Source organism: Rhodococcus globerulus NBRC 14531, from assembly GCF_001894805.1.
Classification (GTDB): domain Bacteria; phylum Actinomycetota; class Actinomycetes; order Mycobacteriales; family Mycobacteriaceae; genus Rhodococcus_F; species Rhodococcus_F globerula.
Genome location: NZ_BCWX01000005.1, coordinates 232,213 through 250,325 on the forward strand (window position 1 = coordinate 232,213; position 18,113 = coordinate 250,325).

The window sequence follows — 18,113 nt, forward strand, 5'->3', positions numbered from 1 at the left end:
CAAAGTGCACCGGGGCATGTTTGATCCCCGGTGCACACGTTTGTCTTTCAGGCCGCTGTTGGCGGTGTGTTCCCGGGAACGGGAACTTGGTACGGATCCACGGACATCGGTGGATAGAACCGGGTTTTTCGGTCGTCTCCGATGTCCACGCGCCATTCGGTGTGATGCATCATCCGATGGTGGTGACCGCATAACAAGATCAAATTATCGAGATCCGTGGGGCCGTCATCGAGCCAGTGGATCAGATGGTGGGCGTCGCACCAGCCCGGTGGAGTGCCACAACCGGGGAAGGCACATCCGCCGTCCCGAACCGTCAGGGCCCGCCGCTGCGGAACGCTGGCAAGTCGCGCTTTCATACCGTGATTGAGCGGAACACCGTTGCTATCGAGGAGGATTCGGGTGACCTCGCAGTCGCAGGCCAGCATACGGGCGGTGTCGAGGCCGATGGGGCCGGCCCAGTTGGTGATCGCATACCCGAGTTCCTCGGTGGAAGGCAACATGTCTTTGAGGGCCTGAAGATCGGTCATGTCTTTTGCGGTGGCGGTGATCGTCAGGTGCGGTTTCACGCCGCCTTCGACGGGACCGAGACCCGCGGCTTCGTAGCGGCGCAGCATTTCGCAGAACCCGTCGGCGCGTCGAAGTGCCAGGGTGCGTCCGTCTTTCACACCGTCCTTCTCCGGCGTGGGCGCCGAGAGGGCGGACAGTAATGCGATGAGACGGGCACCGTTGACGGCGTCGAGGTCACCTTTCACGCTGACTCGCCCGTACAAACCGCGGGAAGCGTAGAACTCGTTGAGCTCGGAATCTTCACCGGCCGGTACACCGTCGGCGCGGTTGCCGTACTGCTTCTGAATCCGCCGGATCGCGGCGCGGACGGAATCGCAGTCGGTGACCTTCTTCGAGGCGAGGGTCAGGAGGATGTCGCGGGCTTTCTCGACGTCGGCGAGGCTCATGTTCTTGGGCGGGTGCTGGCAGAAGTGGGCGACCTGACGCGCTTTCAACGCGTCGATATCACCGTCGTGAAAAGATTGTCCGACAACAGGTTCGAGCATGAATAACCGCGCCAGGCCCACCAACTGGCTGCATTCACCGATCTCGAGATTGGTGGACAGGTGCAGCCACTGTGCGATAGCGCGGAATCCTTTGCCGCCGAGGGTGTCGCGGGTGAACATTTCCGTGATCATCACAACCATGCGGGACTGCATCTCGTGTCGGGCGCGAGCGAGGTCGAGTACCTCGGTCTTGAGGCCCTCGCCGTCGTATTGCCACGCTTCCCGACTGTCCATGGGCCAATTCTAATCGAACAGGATTTCGATTCCTAGGGACATATCGGACACGTTTAAGCGAATCTGTGCTCGAGACTTGTTGACATACAAGAATATTCAATGAATCGTGACCCACAGTTGCGCACTGCCATCGTGCCCAATCATGCAACGATTCGAAAGAACCCGTCTACTCCGAAGCGGGCTTGTAACCCTTGCCCTGCATCCACGCCAGAACGTCGAGGATCCGCACTGCGGGCACTACTTCGTCCAGACCTGCCAGATCGCGTAGGCCCTGCAATCGCGATTGGAGTTCCCCGTCGCGCAAGGCGCCCCGCACCGGCTCCAGATGGGCGGCCTTCGTTCCGAGTTCTCGACCGACGACGTCGTCGTAGATCGGGAAGAGCCGTGGGCGTTTGCGAGCAATCAGCTTGGACGCCATCGTCCGGCCGACGCCGTGGATCTCGCGCAGCGCTGTCTCCAGCCGCCACACCGGAGATTCCGGCGTCAAAGGATCAACTTCGTCCACCAGATCGCGATCTGGACCTACATCAGCCAGGAGCGCATTCAGTGAAGCGTTGATCTCTCCCAGCAGGAACAATGCGCCCTGGGCTGGAACCTGAACTGCGAGAAGTGTCACTGCGACAAGATCTTCCGCAGTGAAGACGTCCGCGTCGCGATCACGATTACCACTGGGATCCCAGGAATCCCACAACGCACCGGTACGGAGATACCCTGTCTTTCGGAGCGGCCTCGTGAAGTACTCCTGCAACACGTCGACGGCGCCGGCATCGTCACCGTCTCGCAGCACACGCGGCAAGCGGATGGACATTTGCTCAACCATGATCGACTGACCTTTCGAGTACGTACTTGGCAAATCCGGGATTGTGGTACTGCCGGAAAGGCCCTTTGCCCTTGGCTACGAGATGCTCCGCCAGCGGCCGAACGGTCGACGCGTCGACGGGCAGTTCGGCGAACTGCTCCAACGCATCCGAGTCCTCGAGGCTGCAGTCGATCATGGTCCCGTCACCGTCGGCTGAAGCTAACGCAGTACGCCGGATGCCGAGCAAATCGTGTTTTGCAGCAAGTTCCTCGATACTGCAACCCGTTCGGGATTCCAACGCCGAACTCGACACGAAGACCGACATGACGTGTTCGATCGGTTGCCCGCCGACAAGATGACACTCGACGCTCAGCACTTCCATCGGACCGATGTTGAGGGTGAACAATCGATGGCGATCCGCGGATCGGTTTGTCGACGGCAGGCAGCTGATCGTCCACTGCTCGATCTCGACTGCCGCCGGAGCGTCGAATGCGTAGGAAAGTACCTCTGCAATCAGCTCGGCGAGATCCTCGAACAGTGGGTCGCCCTGCAATCGCTCGAAGTTCTCGACCGAGGCGGCGGGGCGCACAGGTGCTTTGCTCACCGCGGCCCCCTCTCGTCCGATGAGGTCGAAACCTTACGTCTCACCTCGCATCAAAGGTACCCAGCGCTATGGAGCCCTCGCGCGTTCGCCCTCACATAGAGCGCCGCGTTATGGTTCTCAACACGTACCACTGCCTTACCGATCGCTAACTCGAGGAGCATACGAAGTGGAAATCAAGGGAACCGCAGCACTGGTCACCGGAGCAGCTTCCGGACTGGGAGCAGCTACGGCCAAGCGCCTCGCCGACGCCGGCGCTACCGTCTTCGGCCTGGACCTGCCCGCATCGATCGAACGCGCCGGCGACAATGTCCCCGCCGGTGTCACCCTCATCCCCACCGATGTGACCAGCGGCGAAGAGGTCGAAGCTGCCATCAACCAGATCGTCGAATCCGGCTCTCCGCTGCGAATCGTCGTCAACTGCGCCGGCGTCGGCTGGGCCGGACGCATCCTGTCCAAGAACGGCCCGCATGACCTCGAGCTTTTCCGCACGGTCATCACCGTGAACCTGCTCGGCACGTTCAACGTCATGCGCCTGGCGGCCGACGCCATTGCCAAGACCGATACCGTCGACGACTCGGGCCAGCGCGGGGTTGTCATCAACACCGCATCTGTTGCCGCATTCGAAGGCCAGATCGGACAGATCGCCTACTCCGCATCCAAGGGCGGCGTGCACGGCATGACGGTTCCGGCTGCCCGCGACCTGGCTCAGTTCGGCATCCGCGTCAACACGATCGCTCCCGGCATCATCGACACCCCGATGCTCGCGGGCGTCACCGACGAGTACCGCAAGGGCCTCGAAGCCGGCGTTCCGTTCCCGTCGCGTCTGGGCCAGCCGTCCGAGTACGCGCAGCTCGCTCAGATGATCGTCGAGCACGACTACCTCAACGGCGAGACCATCCGCATGGACGGCGCTCTCCGTATGACACCGCGGTAGGTTTCTGTTGCCTTGTGCGCCTTTGTCAACCGCCCGCGGTTAACAAAGGCGCACAAGGGCTATGACCGTTTGAGGTATTCGGCGACGTCCGCCGCCGGTATCGGCTCGCTGATGTAATAGCCCTGAACCAACTCACAGCCGGCGAATCACCTTCACTGAGCTCAGTGATGAATGATCTGTCGATTTCGAGAATGCCCACGGGCAGTTTCTTCAAACTCTCGAAAGACGAGTAGCCGGTTCCGAAGTCGTCCAACGCAATTGCGATCCCCGTCGCACGAAGACGGTCCAATTAGGCGACGCCGAGCGACGGACCGATCCACTCCGGATACTGCACAGCCATCGGCATAGTCGGCATGACATACCCGGGAGGCGAAATCAACGCTCTACTCCCTTGGGTGTCTACGGTGAACGTCGGGAACTCTTGTTTCCACCAATCGACGCACCCTTGCGAGATCGCATTGCCCGGAATCGATTTTTCCTCCACGATTTTCCAGTTCCCGAAAACATTCCACGAGGGTGGGCGTTGGGCACGTGGATCATGACCTCCCACATCGGTGTCTACGATTCCCGAACTGCCCGCAAGTTCAGCAGTATTCTCCAAAACTATACGCACTGAACCATCGAGAACAACCGAGCTGTCAAATTTCGACGGCTTCTCGTGAACCAAATAGTCACACACAATTGCCGACACCGAATCTGAACTCTCCGAAAAATCGACAATATTCCGGAACCAAGTAAACCTATTATCGTAGTCGGGAGTCTGATTCACGATCCACGAACTAATTGAAGAACGATCCCTGGAAATGTCACGAATCGCATCGATGTAGCCCGGATAAGTAAACTCTGGTCCGCCGGTATGGGTGTACGCAGTGGCTTCGGCAGTCGCTCGAATCAATTCAGCACCGCGACCGAATAAGTCGACACCAGGATCAGCCGACCACACCGTTGTGTGCGGAAACTCCGACGCCGGTGCGACATCGGCAGAATTCGTCGGCGATCTGTCGCTGCCACACGCTGAAATAGAGGCCACACATATCAGCGCTACCGCCACCGAAAGTGCTCTGTTAGGGAGCATTCCACGCCACCGCATTATATTTTTCCAGCATCCGCGTCGCATGGAAATCAGTTGAGGAACCAAACGTCGAAAACATTGTGTCAATATCACCCAGCCTATAAGGTTTTTCGTTGGTCGCCTCCTTAATTTGATCCCAAGATCTCAATTCTCCATCATCGAATGCCCACCGGTAAACTTCCTTGAATTCAGGTGGTAATTCCGGTGCCGCATTCAGAATATTGTAAGCCTGTCTAGCTGAATCGAAACCTGCGAGTTTAGCGGTTTCAGGCCCTGAAGGCTGGGCACCGATTACCGACTCCTTCAACGGATCACCCCCGGCACCGATCATGGCGTTGATGTAATCCCCGCCAGGGAGGTTTCCGATTCCCAAGGTTCCGAGACTCATCAAGGCACCATATGCATTGTTCTTGCGTGCATATATTTCGGCTGCCTGCGCCGCCTTGTCGTCGTAACCATCCTGAGTGCCACGCATCAATCCGTAGTCTGTCAGCCCCGCCAGCCTTCCCGCAGTATCCAAATTGTTGGCTGCACTTTCCCCCATAGGGTTCAGCGCATATGCACCCTGCCTCGCGAGCATCTCCTGGTATGCCGCTCGGGTAAAGTTCGTGCCAGCCGTTTCGTCGGTATTCATCAGAGCGAACACGTTTGCCGAGCCAGTGTAGTGACGAAACCCGTCGGGATCAGTCCACCCTCCGATGCTGAAACCTGGATGATTCTCAGGATCTTCACCAGCCAGATCAGAAACGTAGGGACTCATACTATTCGAAACTGTCTGCAACAGATCGGGATTGAGCTGGCCAGTCGACTGGCCGTCGGCTTCAGGGATATTGGACAGCAACTTCCACGCGTCGTCAGTACTAACCGCTTCCCCAACAGCTGACATGATGCTGCCGGTACGAGTTGCCGTGGCCACATCGGTGGGATCATTCGGATTCTCCACAGTGGCATCACCATCCGGGAAGTCGAAGAGCGTCGACGCGGCTTTACCGTCGTCAGTCCAGTTGTGGGACAGCACATCCTTCACGAAGTCGCTGCCGATCTCTGGATTGTTGACAACGGCATCGACGGCAATTTTGTCATGTCCCACAGCGGCGAAGATCTGCTCGGTGACAGCCATGTCCTGGGTACCACGCCCATCGACCATGAAGTACTCGAACTTGTGTTCCGGGTTCTGTTCATGAGCGACCTGCGCATCCAGGTATTTCTGCCCCACGTCGAGAAGCGCACTGTCCAGGGTGCTTCCGCTCTTGTACTGATCGTCGCCCATCGAAACGATGTCGGCGATCGCCTGATTGTCGGCAACCCCGTTGAGTGCGATGCTGGGAAGGCCGGATCCGCCAACTACTTCAAAGCTGTTTACCACCAAGTCATCCCGAGTCAGAGACTCTCGCATCATGTCGGGTAGAAGGTTCAGACCGCCCTTGGTCGGAACGTCCGGATCACCCTCGACCGTCGCGCTGACGTTCTCGTTGGACAGTATCTGCAGCGAGTTTGCGACCGCAGCCTGCGCATCGGGCGGCAACTTCGAGAGCAGGTCTTCGATCTCCTGGGGCGATTTCCCATCCAGTGATCTTCCCAGCTGATTGAGGTATTCCATCTGCGACGCCGGGATTATCGCAGTGTCACCACGTTCCAATGCCGTGACCTGTTCCGGTGTCAGGTGGCCGGTTTCCGTGATCCGCTGCAATTGTTCCGGCGTCATCGACGCCGGATGTGTTGCTAGAGCGTCAGAATCACTCTTACCCTGCTCCCCACCCGAGGTAGCTGCGGATACAAATGTCACACGTAGCCCGTCACGAGCGCCTGCCAGGGAGCTTCGCACAGTGTTGTCCGCATTCTCGGTGGCATTTGCGGCGTCGGTCAGTTCACGTTGCCGTTCGACCATCAGGGCAACACGGGCTGTGTCCGGTTCGGCCGCGGTGTCGGTGAGAAGAAGCGCGTCCGAGACCACAAATCTATCCGCTTCTGCTGCAAGAACAGCCATTCGGGCCCGCTGCAAGGGAGCGTCGATCTCGTGAAAGCCTTGCTGTGCGGTTTTTGCCAGAGCTTCGAGAGCATCGACAACCTCGCCGGCAGTCTTCCTGTCTGCGGCGGCCCTGTCCTGAGCCGCTTCCGCGGTCTTTCCTTCCCAGTAAGCACCGTGGACGGTGGTAACACTGCTGAGGTACCGGGAGAACAGATCTTCCGCCTTGCTGCCCAAGGTAATCCACGCGTCGGCAACGGCAGTGAGCGACGCTGGATCCCACGATTCGATCTGTGCACGCGTCGGCGTCATGCGGTGGGTTCCTGGGCGACCCAGGCGCCTGTGGCGTCGGTGTACGCGGTGGCAAGTTCGGCCGCAGACTGCTCGTCGCGACTGCGGAACTTTTCGGCGACGTTGATCATGATGTCGCCGGTCTCGCCCAACCGTTCCTGCAATGAGGGAACCAGCACACCCTCGACAAGCTCGTGCGAGATCGCTGATGCTTCAAGAAAAGAGGTCAGCACCGTATTCGCAGGCGCAAAAGGGAGATTCCCGAGCAAGGGCCCAGGCGCCATGGGGACAAACGTGCCACCAGTGGCGGGAGGAGCACCGGCCGACGGTCCCACGCTCAGCCGACCAGCTTCATCCGCGAGCCCGTGTAGCACCCCGCCCAAGCTTTTCAATTCAGCAATATCGGCCGCAAACGTACCCACGATCCCCCCTCGGACGTACGAGTCAGACCCCCCGACTCATGCAACGCGGGCCAAGTATACGTCGAGTAAGCCGGATTACAGGTCCGAGGCGAGGGGAATTTCCTTCTCCGCGCGGTCCGTCATCCACTCACGTAAGACCTTGGTGGCGATGACATCATCCTCGTTGTACTGCAGGATCCGCGTCCGTTGCGTCTCGTCCGGCTCACCGTCGTAGCCGACCGCCTCGCGGTACCACGCCATCGACGCTTCACCACCGGCTTCGGCGTCGCGCCAATGGAATCCGGCAACGGGCGCAATCTTTTTGAGCCCCTTGCCATCCGGGCAGATGAACTGATCGCTGACGGCTTGGTAGATGTCAACCCACTGCGGACTGTCGATAAACTCCCGGATCTCTTCCTTGGTCGGAATGCCCGGTTCACCGGCAAATCGACGCGCAGAATCCAGAAGCCATTTGTCCTCCGCCGAACGTGAATAGCAGTAGGCGGCAAAGGTTTTACCGGACACCGCTGCGCCCGCACGCTCTGCCATCAGCCAACCCCAGAACTCCGCAAACGATCGCGCCTCGTCCCGTGTCGGCAACGGATCCCACGTCGCAAATCCCCGATACATCGAGAAGCCACCGACATTGAGCAAAGTTCCCCACAAATAGGCACCGTGCTCCTGGTAACTCTCCATGTCGACATCGATCTCGATATCGGCGCGCGTCACCGAGATCTTGTCGAACCGTCGTACCAACGGAGCGCCCGCCAGCCACGCCTTCGCGATAACGACGGCGTCGTCGAAGTTTCCGTGTGGCCAATCCTCGAGCGGCTCGCCCTCCCAGGCCGCGAGCTGATCGATGGTGTTGCATCCGGCGTCACGCAGAAGCTCGGCCCGGGAACCGACCGCAACCAGGCTCACATCACGGTTGCGGACCAACTCTTCCTTGCACTCCGTCCACCACGGGCACGATTTGCACTCACTGACCTGAGAGGGAGACGTCAGCACCTCACCGCGCGCCACGGCAATCCTGTCGTCGTAGCGCTCGTCGTAGTCCTCGAGAATCGCACTCAGGTCGTGAACGAGGATGCAGTCGCCGTTGTAACCGATCGCACCCGCCTGCAACGACGGACTCGCCAGTCCCCGGCGCTCGAGCATCCGGTAGACCTGCGCGACGCGCATCTGATCACGAACCTGGCCTCGCACCTTGCGCTTCGGATCGACTGCAGGCTCCCACTCGAACAGGCCAGATGTGATCGCACCCTGCCCCGGGTCGGTGACCTTGTGGTTGACAACGATCACCGGGATATAGCCGCCGCCGTCGGTATCGCGGATCAACATTTCGCATCGACCCTTGCGGCCGGTGTCACGTTCGACAGGCAACACGGCGCCCCAGATGCGGTCGGCGCCGGCTTCACATGCGGCCAGCGTGTCGCGAGCTTGCGCCGCCGTCGACTGATCGGCGTTGATCCGCACCCAACGATCCGGAGCGGCGCCGATCACCAGCTCCGCGATCTCCGCACGCTTGGCCGTTGCCGATTCCTGACGCTGCTTGATGCCCGTATCGAGAGGCTCCGACGCCCACTTGCCCGGAAACAATCCGTCGAGGCGCACCCGATGACGGCAACGCGTGAGCGCCCCTGAATCGATCAGAGGGAGCGAGGGCGCGGGGCTTTTATCGGAACACACGATGACGAAGATTATGTGCTCCCCTAGGCTGAAGCCGAAGCGCAGGTACCTGGCAGCGCACAAACACCTGGAAACGGGGTCCTTTTCGATGGGGTTGTTCAAGAAGCGAAAGTCTCGTGCCACCCGCAAGGCGGAGGCGAAGGCTCTCAAGCACAAGGCCGAGGTCGAGGCGAAACTCAACGCCAAGAGCCAACGCAAGCGCGACAAGGTTGAGACCAAGTCGATCAAGAAGCTGGAAAAGGCTGAGATCGAGTCGACGCACAAGATCGAAAAGGCGCAGATCGCCACGCTGAAGGCCCAGGAAAAGGCCGCTGTGAATCAGGGCCTGACCGTTGCCAAGGTGCGCAAGTACCTGGGTGTCGCTCGGCTACTGGCTCCGGTTCTGCTGCCGATCATCTATCGAGCGGCAACCGCGGTTCGTGGTCAGTTGGATACCGCGCGCGCTCAGAAGATGGGCATCGCCGTCGACCAACTGGGCGACTACACCGGCCACGGAGCCAAGCTGAGCGCCCGCATTGCGGGAGCGGAAAGCTCGGTCACCGAAATCCTCAGCCACAAGCCGAACGCCGCCGAGACGCAGCGTTTTGCCGCAGCCATCCGTGAGCGTCTGAGCGACCTGAGCACCGCGGTGCGGGCGGCCGAGCAGATGCCGCAGGCTCGCCGCAAGGCCGCCCACCACGCTATTTCCTCCGAACTCGACGGCGTAGAGGCTGATCTGCTCGCACGCCTCGGCGTCCGCTAGACCTGCTCGAGTGTCCACCGACGCGCCCACGACAGCACTCCTTCGGGGTAGTGCTGTCGGGGCTGTGTCGACCGCTCTTGCCATCGCAGCGCACGGCCTGGCCGGCGGCGATGTACCGCCGGCGTCGGCGCTGACCCTGTTGATAGCCGTGTGTTCAGCCGTGGGCGCGATCACCGGAACGCTTCCCGTTCCGACCCGCGGACCGCTACCACTCATTGCGGCTCTCGGCGCCGGCCAACTGGCAGCGCACACCACCATGACACTCTCCGTGCATTCTCATTCCCCTTCTCCGGGGCTGGCGATGCTCGGAGCACACATAGTCGCCGTGCTCGTCTGCGCGACCCTCGTGTTGGCTGCCGAGCGACTGTTCGGAGTCCTCACCCGCGTCGTGCAGGTTGTGCTGTCCGCGCCGGCGACGCCCGTCGCAGCGCTGATCCGCCGATTCCCGACGACGCACCACCTCGGCCCCAATGGCGCACTCCTTCGCGCCGGCATTTCCCCGCGCGGACCTCCCGCTCTGGTCTGAAGAACTCGCACTGAAACCCTTCACCAGACCAAGAGGACACATTCCACATGAAGAACACCCTGATTTCGCGTGCGCTCATCACGGCAGCAGCAACCGGCGGGGCAATCCTGCTCGCCGGCGGAATCGCGTCGGCGCACGTCAGCGTCGTAGCTCCGGGAGCGACCCAGGGCGGGTACAGCGTTTTGACCTTCCGCGTACCCACTGAATCCGACACCGCGTCCACCACCAAGGTGACGGTGGCACTGCCCGACCTCAAGTCCGCGCGCACCGAACCGATGCCAGGTTGGACTGCCGTCGTCGAGAAGGATCCGACGTCGTTGGTCGCCAAGTCCGTCACCTGGACGGCAGATCCCGGTGTCGGCGTCGGCCCCGGCCAGTTCCAACAGTTCGTTCTCTCCGCCGGCCCGCTGCCCACGCAGGACGAGGTCTCGTTCAATGCGGTGCAGACGTACAGCGACGGCAACGTCGTCAACTGGGATCAGGCCGCCCTCGCCGACGGCAGTGAGCCCGACAAGCCGGCGCCGTCCTTGACCTTGGCACCTTCGACGGGCGACGCGCACGGAAGCAGCGCCGATACTCACGCCACGAACGAGACAACTGCGACAGAATCATCGAACGACAACACCGCCCGCTGGCTCGGAGGAGCCGGACTGGTTCTCGGCGCGCTCGGCGCTGCACTGGGCCTGGGTGCACTGGTGAGGAGCAAGCGTTCATGAGCACACGACTGAAGGTCGTCACTATCGGCCTACTTGCCATGCTCGCGTCCATGCTCGGGGTGAGCACAGCCAGCGCGCACTCCGCGGTGGTCGGGTCGAACCCCGAGAACGGCGCGTCCATCCAGGTTCCCCCGGACAACGTTTCCGTCACTTTCAACGAAGCACTGCAAGCGCAGTTCGCGGCGTTGACCGTCACGGGCCCCGGTGACAGCCGCGATCAATGGTCCAAGGGCGAGCCCTCAGTCGAGGGGGCAACTGTGAGTGTGGACCTCGGAGATCTGGGGCCTGCCGGTGTGTACACGATTGCGTACCGCGTCACGTCCGCCGACGGCCACCCGGTTCAGGGAACGTTGAACTTCACACTCACCGAGGCCGGTCCCGGCACCCCGGTCACCCCGGCTGCGTCGGCTGGTGACAGTTCGTCGTCCGAGTCGTCGTCGAGCAGCATCCCGGTGTGGGGATTCATCCTCGCCGGTGTTGTCGTCTTCGGCGGCGCACTGTTCTTCGTGCTCCGCAAGCCGAAGTCGAGCTGATCCGTGAGCGGTACGGCAAACAGGTGGTGGTTGCTGTTTGCCGTACCCACAGCACTGCTGGGAGTGCTGATCGCGTGGGGATTGGCGAGTCCCGCCGGCCCTGAAGCGTCCAGCACGGTACGCGTCCTCGCCATCGGATGTGGTTCCGTGACACTGGGAATCGCCACACTCGCCTGGATGGGCCGGGGCGAGCGTCGGCCGGCTTCACCCAACAGCGCGATGTGGACACAACTCACTGCCATCGCCGCCGTGTGGCTGGTTGCCGAAATCGCCTTGCTCGCACTGAGTGCCGCTGCCGCCGACGGACAGCCGATCACCGCGTTGACCGTCGGCCACTTCGCAACTTTTGTCGGCGAAGTCAATGTCGGCCGGGTCGGAGCAGCCATCATCGTGTGCGCTTTTGCCGTCGTCTGCTACGGCGTCTACGGATTCAAGAACCCTGAAACAGTGCCCGTCGCACCGGCATTGGTTGTCACTGCCCTTGCTCTTGCCACCCGCCCCATTACCGGTCACATGGCGCAGCAGAGCTTCGGATCCATCCTCGACGCCATCCACGTACTCGCTGCCGGCTTGTGGTTCGGCGTCCTCGCCGCACTCGCGCTCGCCATGCCCGCTCGCGGCGCCTGGGCACTCTGGCTGCCCAAATACTCTGCTCTCGCGTGGCGATGCGTCCTTGCGCTGGTCATCACGGGAGTTGTCAACGCAGCCGTACGACTCGGATCTGTGACCGCGTTTGTCGACACTGCCTACGGCCGCGTCGTCCTCGCCAAGCTCGTTGCCGTTGCCCTGCTCCTCGGGTTGGGGTGGTGGTGGCGTCGTACGTGGGTCGTCGCGAGTGCCGCCCACCGCATGAGCGCCGACGGATCGCTTCGCCGCGCAATCGGCGAAGTTGTGCTCATGGCAGTTGCTTTCGGGCTTGCAGCGGCCCTTGCCACTACCGCTTAGGGCCTTCGGCCCCGTGCGCCTTTTTGGTAGCGCCCACTACCAAAAAGGCTCACGGGCAGCGAAGCTGCCTGATCCACTTCCTCGTATCTGCCGGATCGATGACGTCGTCCAACTCGAATGTTGTTGCCGCCATCAGCGCCTTGCCTTGTGCGTAGGCCAATTCCACGAACTGACCGAACAGGGTTTCCCGCGCAGCCGGATCTTCGACTGATTCGAGTTCCTTCCGGAAGCCCAGTCGGACAGCGCCTTCAAGCCCCATCGGCCCGATCTCGCCGGTCGGCCAGGCCACAGTGAACTCGGGCGCGTGGAATGACCCGCCGGCCATCGCCATGGCACCGAGACCGTAACCCTTACGCAGGATCACCGTCCCGAAAGGCACCGTGAGCCTCGCTCCGGCCACGAAAAAGCGACCGAATCGCCGTACCGTCGCTTGTTCCTCGGAATCCGGCCCCACCATGAATCCCGGAGTGTCGCAGAGCGTAACCAGCGGAATCCGATGTGCCTCGCACAGTTCCAGGAAGTCCGACGCCTTGTCCGCTGCTTCCGCATCGATTGCCCCGCCCAGATGCTCACTACTGTTCGCGAGCACGGCAACCGGTACGCCTTCCACCCGGATCAACGCCGTCACGACGCCGCGACCGTAATCGCGCCGCAACTCCAGCACCGAATCGACGTCGGCAATCGCCTCGACGGCGCGTCGCACATCGTACGAACGCAGCCTGTTTTCCGGCACTACATGCCGAGCCAGCCGAGGATCAGGCGCGGTCCACTGCTGCGCCGCACCCTGGAAGTAGCCGAGATACTTCTTTGCCAATTCGACTGCCTGAGCATCGTTCTCGGCAACCACGTGCACAACGCCGTTTCGCCGTTGAATGTCGATCGGCCCGATGTCCTCCGGGCGGTAGGTACCCAGTCCACCGCCCTCGACCATCGCCGGTCCACCCATTCCGATGTTGGCGTCCGGCGTGGCGATCAGGACATCGCACGCACCCGCCAACGCGGCATTGCCGGCAAAGCAACGACCCGATACGACGGCCACCAACGGCACTCGGCCGCGCAATGCCGCCATCGCCCGGAAGGTACCCAGTTCAAGCCCCGACCCTGCTCCGGCATCCGTATCACCGGGGCGACCACCACCGCCCTCCGCGAACAGCACCACGGGAACACGTTTACGGGCGGCGAGCTCGAGCAGTCGGTCCGTCTTGGCATGATTGCGCATACCCTGCGTACCGGCAAGAACCGAGTAATCGTACGAAATGACAACGCTCTCACCGCCGTTGATTGCTGCCACGCCACCGATCAATCCGTCGGCGGGAGTATTTGCGATCAGGTCTTCTTCACTGCGACGGCTACGCTGAGCCGCCAAAGTCAAGGCGCCGTATTCGACAAAGCTGCCGTCGTCGATCAGGTCCTCGACATTTTCGCGTGCCGTCCGACGACCCAGCTTGTGCCGTTTGGCTACCGCTTCGGGCCTCGCCGCATCCAAGGTCACCTCATGTCGAGCAAGGATTTCCGCGAGGTCAGGACGCACCAGATCCAGGTCGAGGTCCTCGGAACGCTCCACTCGCTCGGCCGCTGTGGCATCGCGCACCACCATGAGCGGCTCACCCGCAACCACTGCCTTGCCGACCCTGCCGAGTACGCGAATCACCTCGACGTCGGATTCGGCAGCCAGGACATGCTGCATTTTCATCGCTTCGAGCACAGCGGCCTGACTGCCCCGGTGAACGGCATCGCCGACAGCGGCAATCTCGACGACAATTCCGGCCATCTGCGCGCGCAGGACGGTCTCACCCAGCACTGCAACGGGAGGCTCCGAAACCTTGGCTTCCGGGACGAGATCGGCAATACGTCCCTCGAGCCAGTCGATATCGACGACGCCGTCACGGAAATCCTTCTCCGACAGGATCGCCCGCAGGAAAAGAAGGTTGGTCGCAATCCCTTCGATCGCAAACTCGTCGAGTGCGGCAATCGACTTGCGCACCGCCGCAGCAAAATCTGCCCGACGGGTGTGTGTGATCACCTTCGCCAGCAAGGAGTCGTAGCGGGCACTCGGCGACAAACCCGCCGCACCGAAGGTGTCGACTCGAACTCCCGGTCCGCTCGGCGGCGCAAACACGTCAAGCGTTCCGGTTTCCGCGCGCGCACCGCCGTCGCGCGTCATGGTTTCCATGTTGACCCGCATCTGGATTGCGATACCCGACGCCGCCGCAACGGTTCCCTGATGCCCAGGAACTCCTGCTGCACAGGTAATCCCCTCAGGAAGATGCAATGATTCGAAACTCACGCCGTCGGCGATCATCAACTGCACGGCAACCAGGTCGACACCGCTCACCTCTTCCGTGACGGTGTGTTCCACTTGGATACGCGGATTGACCTCGAGGAAAACGAATCCTCGCTCCTCCACGAGAAACTCCACTGTTGCGATCCCACGGTAACCGACCTCCGCACACAACCTCGCCGCGGCGGCATGCAAACGCTCGCGCAGTGGTTCGGAAAGACCTTGCGCGGGAGCAATTTCGACAAGTTTTTGATGCCTGCGCTGAACGCTGCAATCGCGATCTCCCAGTGCCGTCGCACAGATACCCGCCGCGCCGGGCGCCGACACAACCTGGACCTCGATATGGCGAGCACGTTCACTGAGCACCTCGGCAAACAGTTCGGCACTGCCGAAGCCGGCCCGAGCCTCCGCCGCACACACGCGGTAAGCGTCGTCGAGCGAGGGCAGATCGCGCACGACACGCATGCCCCGACCGCCGCCACCCGCAAGTGCCTTGATCATGATTCCCCGCGAATGCCGCGCGAAGAACTCCCGCACCTCGTCGAGGCTTGCATCGCCCGCCGTGGCCGGCAACACCGGAACGCCGGATTCCACAGCAGCGCCGCGCGCGCGTGACTTGTCCCCGAAGATACGGAGCACCTCAGCGCTCGGACCCACGAATACAAGGCCCGCACTGGCACACGCCCGTGCGAAATCCGGATTCTCACTGAGGAATCCGTATCCGGGATGGATATGCGTGACCGATGAATCGAGGGCGATCGACAACAGCGAGTCTTGATCCAGATACGCAGACGCGCCGCTGCCTGGCAGTGGAAACGACTCTGTCGCAGCTTCGACGTGTGGGCTTGTTGCGTCATCTTCGGCGTAGACCGACACGGTCTCGATCCCGAGTTCGCGGGCTGTTCGAATGATGCGCAGAGCAATCTCGCCTCGATTGGCGATCAGCAGTCTCATTCCGAGGTTTCGCAGTCAGTCACCGCCACAGTGTGTTTTGACGTTGACGTCAATGTCAAGCATGGGGGATCGCCCGCGCCACTAGATCACGTCGGCGTAGAGATACACGTTGTCCTGGTAGTTGCCGACCCCGTCCGAGAACTCCAGCTCCCCACCACACGTCACCACGGCAAGCTTGCGCGGACCGTCCGGCCCGGCCAGAACACTCTCCTCGATTCCGTCCGCCTTGGCTCGCGACACCACCGCCGTCACCCGCCACCGTGTGCTGTTCCCAGCGGCATCCGACGTACGGATCTCCTGCCCAGGCTCGACTGTCCCGAGATCGAACAACGCACCGTTACCCTGACCGGCAAGATTCACATGCCCGGCGATCAGTGTTGTGCCCGTCTGCGAATCCAATGGCGCACCGTCCAACCAGATGCCGACCTCGCTGACGTCGCCGGGAGGGGTCAAGGCTCCATCGATGACACTCGCGTCGACGATCGGTGCCTGCACCCCGAGCGGATCGAGGGACAAAGTAGCAGGCGACATCTGCGCATCAGCAGTAGCGAGCACCGCCGGCGCCGATTGGCCGGCCGTGGGCGCCGGCGGTATCGCCGTACTCTCACCCGACCGAGAGCCGAGGTATGTCATGAGTAAGCCCACAGTTACCGCGATAATTATTGCCGCAGTAGCAAATACGCGAGACTTGCGCCTGCGCACAGGTTCCGCGGAACTGGTGCCTGGCTCGTCCGGTACGGGATTCGGATTCATCGACGTCATCAGAGATGTTCCTTTGTCGTGAACGAGCATCGTCCGGTGCTGACGGGGAGAGTCGGCACCGGACGCTGCTCGATCGAAACTGGTTCAGATTTCCGCTGCTACGAGCGGCGGCGGCGGACGGCGATTGCTCCGCAGGCAGCCAGCCCGATCAGGCCGAGTCCCGCAATCGCAATTCCGACGTGCGGACCTGCAGTCTCGTCAGCTGCGCCACCGTCGATAGAGGTCGGACGCTCACCCGTCGGAGCCTTCGGGGTCGTTTGCGTGACCACACGCGGGGTGGGTACCGCAACCGTGGTCGGAGCGGGAGCAACCGGCACTCCGGGGATCACCGGAATGATCGGGATAATCGGAATGATCGGAACGATCACGTTGGGCTTGGTGGTTGTCGTCGGAACAGTCGTCGACGGCGTCGTGGTCGGAGCTCCCGGCGTCGTGGTCGGAACAGTCGTGGACGGCGTTGTCGTCGGAGCCGCATCGAAGGTCACCGTCGCATCACCCTGGAGCTTGGCCGGGGTGACGGTGTTGAACGTTGCAAAAACCTGGCACTCGGCGCCGGCGTTGTTCCAGTGGATGCTTTCGAACGAGCTGGGTGCGCCGGCGACGGATACCTTGACCGCGCCTGCACCCGGGGACGTGACGCACAGCGCCACGTCAGTCGGATCATTGCCCTCACCGGTGACAACCAGGGTGTTTCCGGTCAGCTTCACATTTGCGTTCGGCTCACACAGTTCCAGAGTTGCGCCTGCGGGAGCGCTCACGGTGAGTGGCTTGCCGTACATGTTGGTGGACACCGTGAACGTTGCCTTGCCGCCGCTGGCGAGAGTGCCACTGGCCGGGTCTGCGAGCGAAATACTCAGGGCGGGTGTCACATTCATGACCCCGAGAATCCGAGCCTGCTCAGCCGGACCGAGATCGGCGTCGCAATCGACTACGGCGTTCGTTTCCTCGAGATAATCCTTGTCCGATACACACCAGATAAGAAGCTGACGATTTACCCTGTTCGCAGCCGTCGAATCATCAGCGACGCCACCCGGCGTGAACGGGTGGGGATTCTGAATCAGGTAGCTGATGAGCAGTTCCTGTTCCTGAGTCAGACGATCGTTGCCGCCGACCGGAAGCGTCGGTCCTACTACGTTGAACTGCCCGCCATCGCTGTAGCCAGGCTCGCCATCAGGCGAGATCTCATCACACGTCTCTTCCTTCATGTCGGTGCAGTACATCCACTCCGACTGTGGACCACTGGCCTCGGGGACGTCGCGCACACCACAGATAGGCGCAGGTGACCGCTGGTCGTTGTTGTAGTACAGCGGCACCACATTTCCGGCGTTGTAGTAATCCAGGCGCACACCATCGATAACCATGTCGTCCGCGTAGGGATAGTCAGCGGACGTCTGCGTGCCTTCGCACATCGGCGCAGTGAAGGCGGCCGCCGACGCCGGCGCAGCTGTTGCCGGCCCTGCCAAACCGGCGACAATTCCACCGACCAATGCAAGCGTCGACACAGCGGACACGGATGCCAGCCCGACCTTTTTCCGCCGCACCACGGCTGATGACGATGACGATGTGTTCATGGACGATCTCCTCGAGAAGTAACAGTTGGGGCACCCAGCAG

Annotated in this window: 17 protein-coding genes; 6 read left to right on the forward strand and 11 right to left on the reverse strand. The window is 61.6% G+C overall.

Annotated features, from left to right (window positions below; genetic code table 11):
- Positions 1-47 precede the first annotated feature (47 nt).
- The 3 genes from RG2_RS24810 to RG2_RS24820 all read right to left on the reverse strand — a co-directional run bounded on the left by RG2_RS24810 (position 48) and on the right by RG2_RS24820 (position 2,689).
- Positions 48-1,286 (reverse strand): HNH endonuclease signature motif containing protein, encoded by a 1,239-nt coding sequence (locus RG2_RS24810; RefSeq protein WP_072782709.1) that lies wholly within the window; start codon positions 1,284-1,286, stop codon positions 48-50.
- A gap of 166 nt (positions 1,287-1,452) precedes the next feature.
- Positions 1,453-2,106, reverse strand: a complete 654-nt coding sequence (locus tag RG2_RS24815) for a DUF6308 family protein (protein ID WP_033235408.1) — start codon at positions 2,104-2,106, stop codon at positions 1,453-1,455.
- Positions 2,099-2,689, reverse strand: a complete 591-nt coding sequence (locus RG2_RS24820; RefSeq protein ID WP_033235407.1) for a hypothetical protein — start codon at positions 2,687-2,689, stop codon at positions 2,099-2,101. The genes RG2_RS24815 and RG2_RS24820 overlap by 8 nt, the downstream gene beginning before the upstream one ends.
- Positions 2,690-2,855: 166 nt before the next feature.
- Between RG2_RS24820 and RG2_RS24825 the strand changes: the two genes are divergently transcribed.
- Positions 2,856-3,623: an SDR family NAD(P)-dependent oxidoreductase gene (locus tag RG2_RS24825; protein ID WP_033235406.1), complete on the forward strand. Its 768-nt coding sequence runs from the start codon at positions 2,856-2,858 to the stop codon at positions 3,621-3,623.
- Positions 3,624-3,648: 25 nt separating this feature from the next.
- Here RG2_RS24825 and RG2_RS24830 read toward each other — a convergent pair whose 3' ends face one another.
- From RG2_RS24830 to RG2_RS24850, 5 genes are all read right to left on the reverse strand, one after another.
- The gene (locus RG2_RS24830; RefSeq protein ID WP_072782711.1) at positions 3,649-3,912 is read right to left on the reverse strand and encodes an EAL domain-containing protein; all 264 of its coding nucleotides are present in this window, start codon (positions 3,910-3,912) and stop codon (positions 3,649-3,651) included.
- On the reverse strand, positions 3,913-4,674 hold the full coding sequence (locus RG2_RS32095; protein ID WP_207787549.1) for a hypothetical protein: 762 nt from the start codon (positions 4,672-4,674) through the stop codon (positions 3,913-3,915).
- 13 nt (positions 4,675-4,687) lie between these two features.
- Positions 4,688-6,898: a TPR repeat domain-containing protein gene (locus RG2_RS24840; RefSeq protein WP_230590245.1), complete on the reverse strand. Its 2,211-nt coding sequence runs from the start codon at positions 6,896-6,898 to the stop codon at positions 4,688-4,690.
- A 71-nt stretch (positions 6,899-6,969) separates the two neighbouring features.
- Complete coding sequence (locus tag RG2_RS24845) at positions 6,970-7,374, reverse strand: hypothetical protein (protein ID WP_051730605.1); 405 nt, start codon at positions 7,372-7,374, stop codon at positions 6,970-6,972.
- Between the two features lie 75 nt (positions 7,375-7,449).
- Positions 7,450-9,006, reverse strand: coding sequence for a TM0106 family RecB-like putative nuclease (locus RG2_RS24850; RefSeq protein WP_033235445.1), 1,557 nt, complete (start codon positions 9,004-9,006; stop codon positions 7,450-7,452).
- A gap of 124 nt (positions 9,007-9,130) precedes the next feature.
- Between RG2_RS24850 and RG2_RS24855 the strand changes: the two genes are divergently transcribed.
- From RG2_RS24855 to RG2_RS24875, 5 genes are read left to right on the forward strand one after another with little or no spacing between them, the layout of a single operon-like run.
- The gene (locus RG2_RS24855; protein ID WP_033235402.1) at positions 9,131-9,784 is read left to right on the forward strand and encodes a DUF6474 family protein; all 654 of its coding nucleotides are present in this window, start codon (positions 9,131-9,133) and stop codon (positions 9,782-9,784) included.
- Positions 9,785-9,794: 10 nt separating this feature from the next.
- The gene (locus RG2_RS24860; protein ID WP_033235401.1) at positions 9,795-10,310 is read left to right on the forward strand and encodes a hypothetical protein; all 516 of its coding nucleotides are present in this window, start codon (positions 9,795-9,797) and stop codon (positions 10,308-10,310) included.
- Between the two features lie 47 nt (positions 10,311-10,357).
- Positions 10,358-11,026 (forward strand): YcnI family copper-binding membrane protein, encoded by a 669-nt coding sequence (locus RG2_RS24865; protein WP_033235400.1) that lies wholly within the window; start codon positions 10,358-10,360, stop codon positions 11,024-11,026.
- The gene (locus tag RG2_RS24870) at positions 11,023-11,559 is read left to right on the forward strand and encodes a copper resistance CopC family protein (RefSeq protein WP_033235399.1); all 537 of its coding nucleotides are present in this window, start codon (positions 11,023-11,025) and stop codon (positions 11,557-11,559) included. Before RG2_RS24865 ends, RG2_RS24870 begins: the two co-directional genes overlap by 4 nt.
- 3 nt (positions 11,560-11,562) lie before the next feature.
- Positions 11,563-12,504: a CopD family protein gene (locus RG2_RS24875; protein WP_033235398.1), complete on the forward strand. Its 942-nt coding sequence runs from the start codon at positions 11,563-11,565 to the stop codon at positions 12,502-12,504.
- Between the two features lie 49 nt (positions 12,505-12,553).
- Here the strand turns inward: RG2_RS24875 and RG2_RS24880 are convergent, their stop codons facing one another.
- From RG2_RS24880 to RG2_RS24890, 3 genes are all read right to left on the reverse strand, one after another.
- A complete protein-coding gene (locus RG2_RS24880) occupies positions 12,554-15,739 on the reverse strand; it encodes an acetyl-CoA carboxylase family protein (RefSeq protein WP_033235397.1) in 3,186 nt (1,061 codons plus the stop codon).
- Positions 15,740-15,820: 81 nt separating this feature from the next.
- The gene (locus tag RG2_RS24885; protein ID WP_080711780.1) at positions 15,821-16,501 is read right to left on the reverse strand and encodes a class F sortase; all 681 of its coding nucleotides are present in this window, start codon (positions 16,499-16,501) and stop codon (positions 15,821-15,823) included.
- A 98-nt stretch (positions 16,502-16,599) separates the two neighbouring features.
- The gene (locus RG2_RS24890; protein ID WP_051730604.1) at positions 16,600-18,072 is read right to left on the reverse strand and encodes a hypothetical protein; all 1,473 of its coding nucleotides are present in this window, start codon (positions 18,070-18,072) and stop codon (positions 16,600-16,602) included.
- Positions 18,073-18,113: the final 41 nt, after the last annotated feature.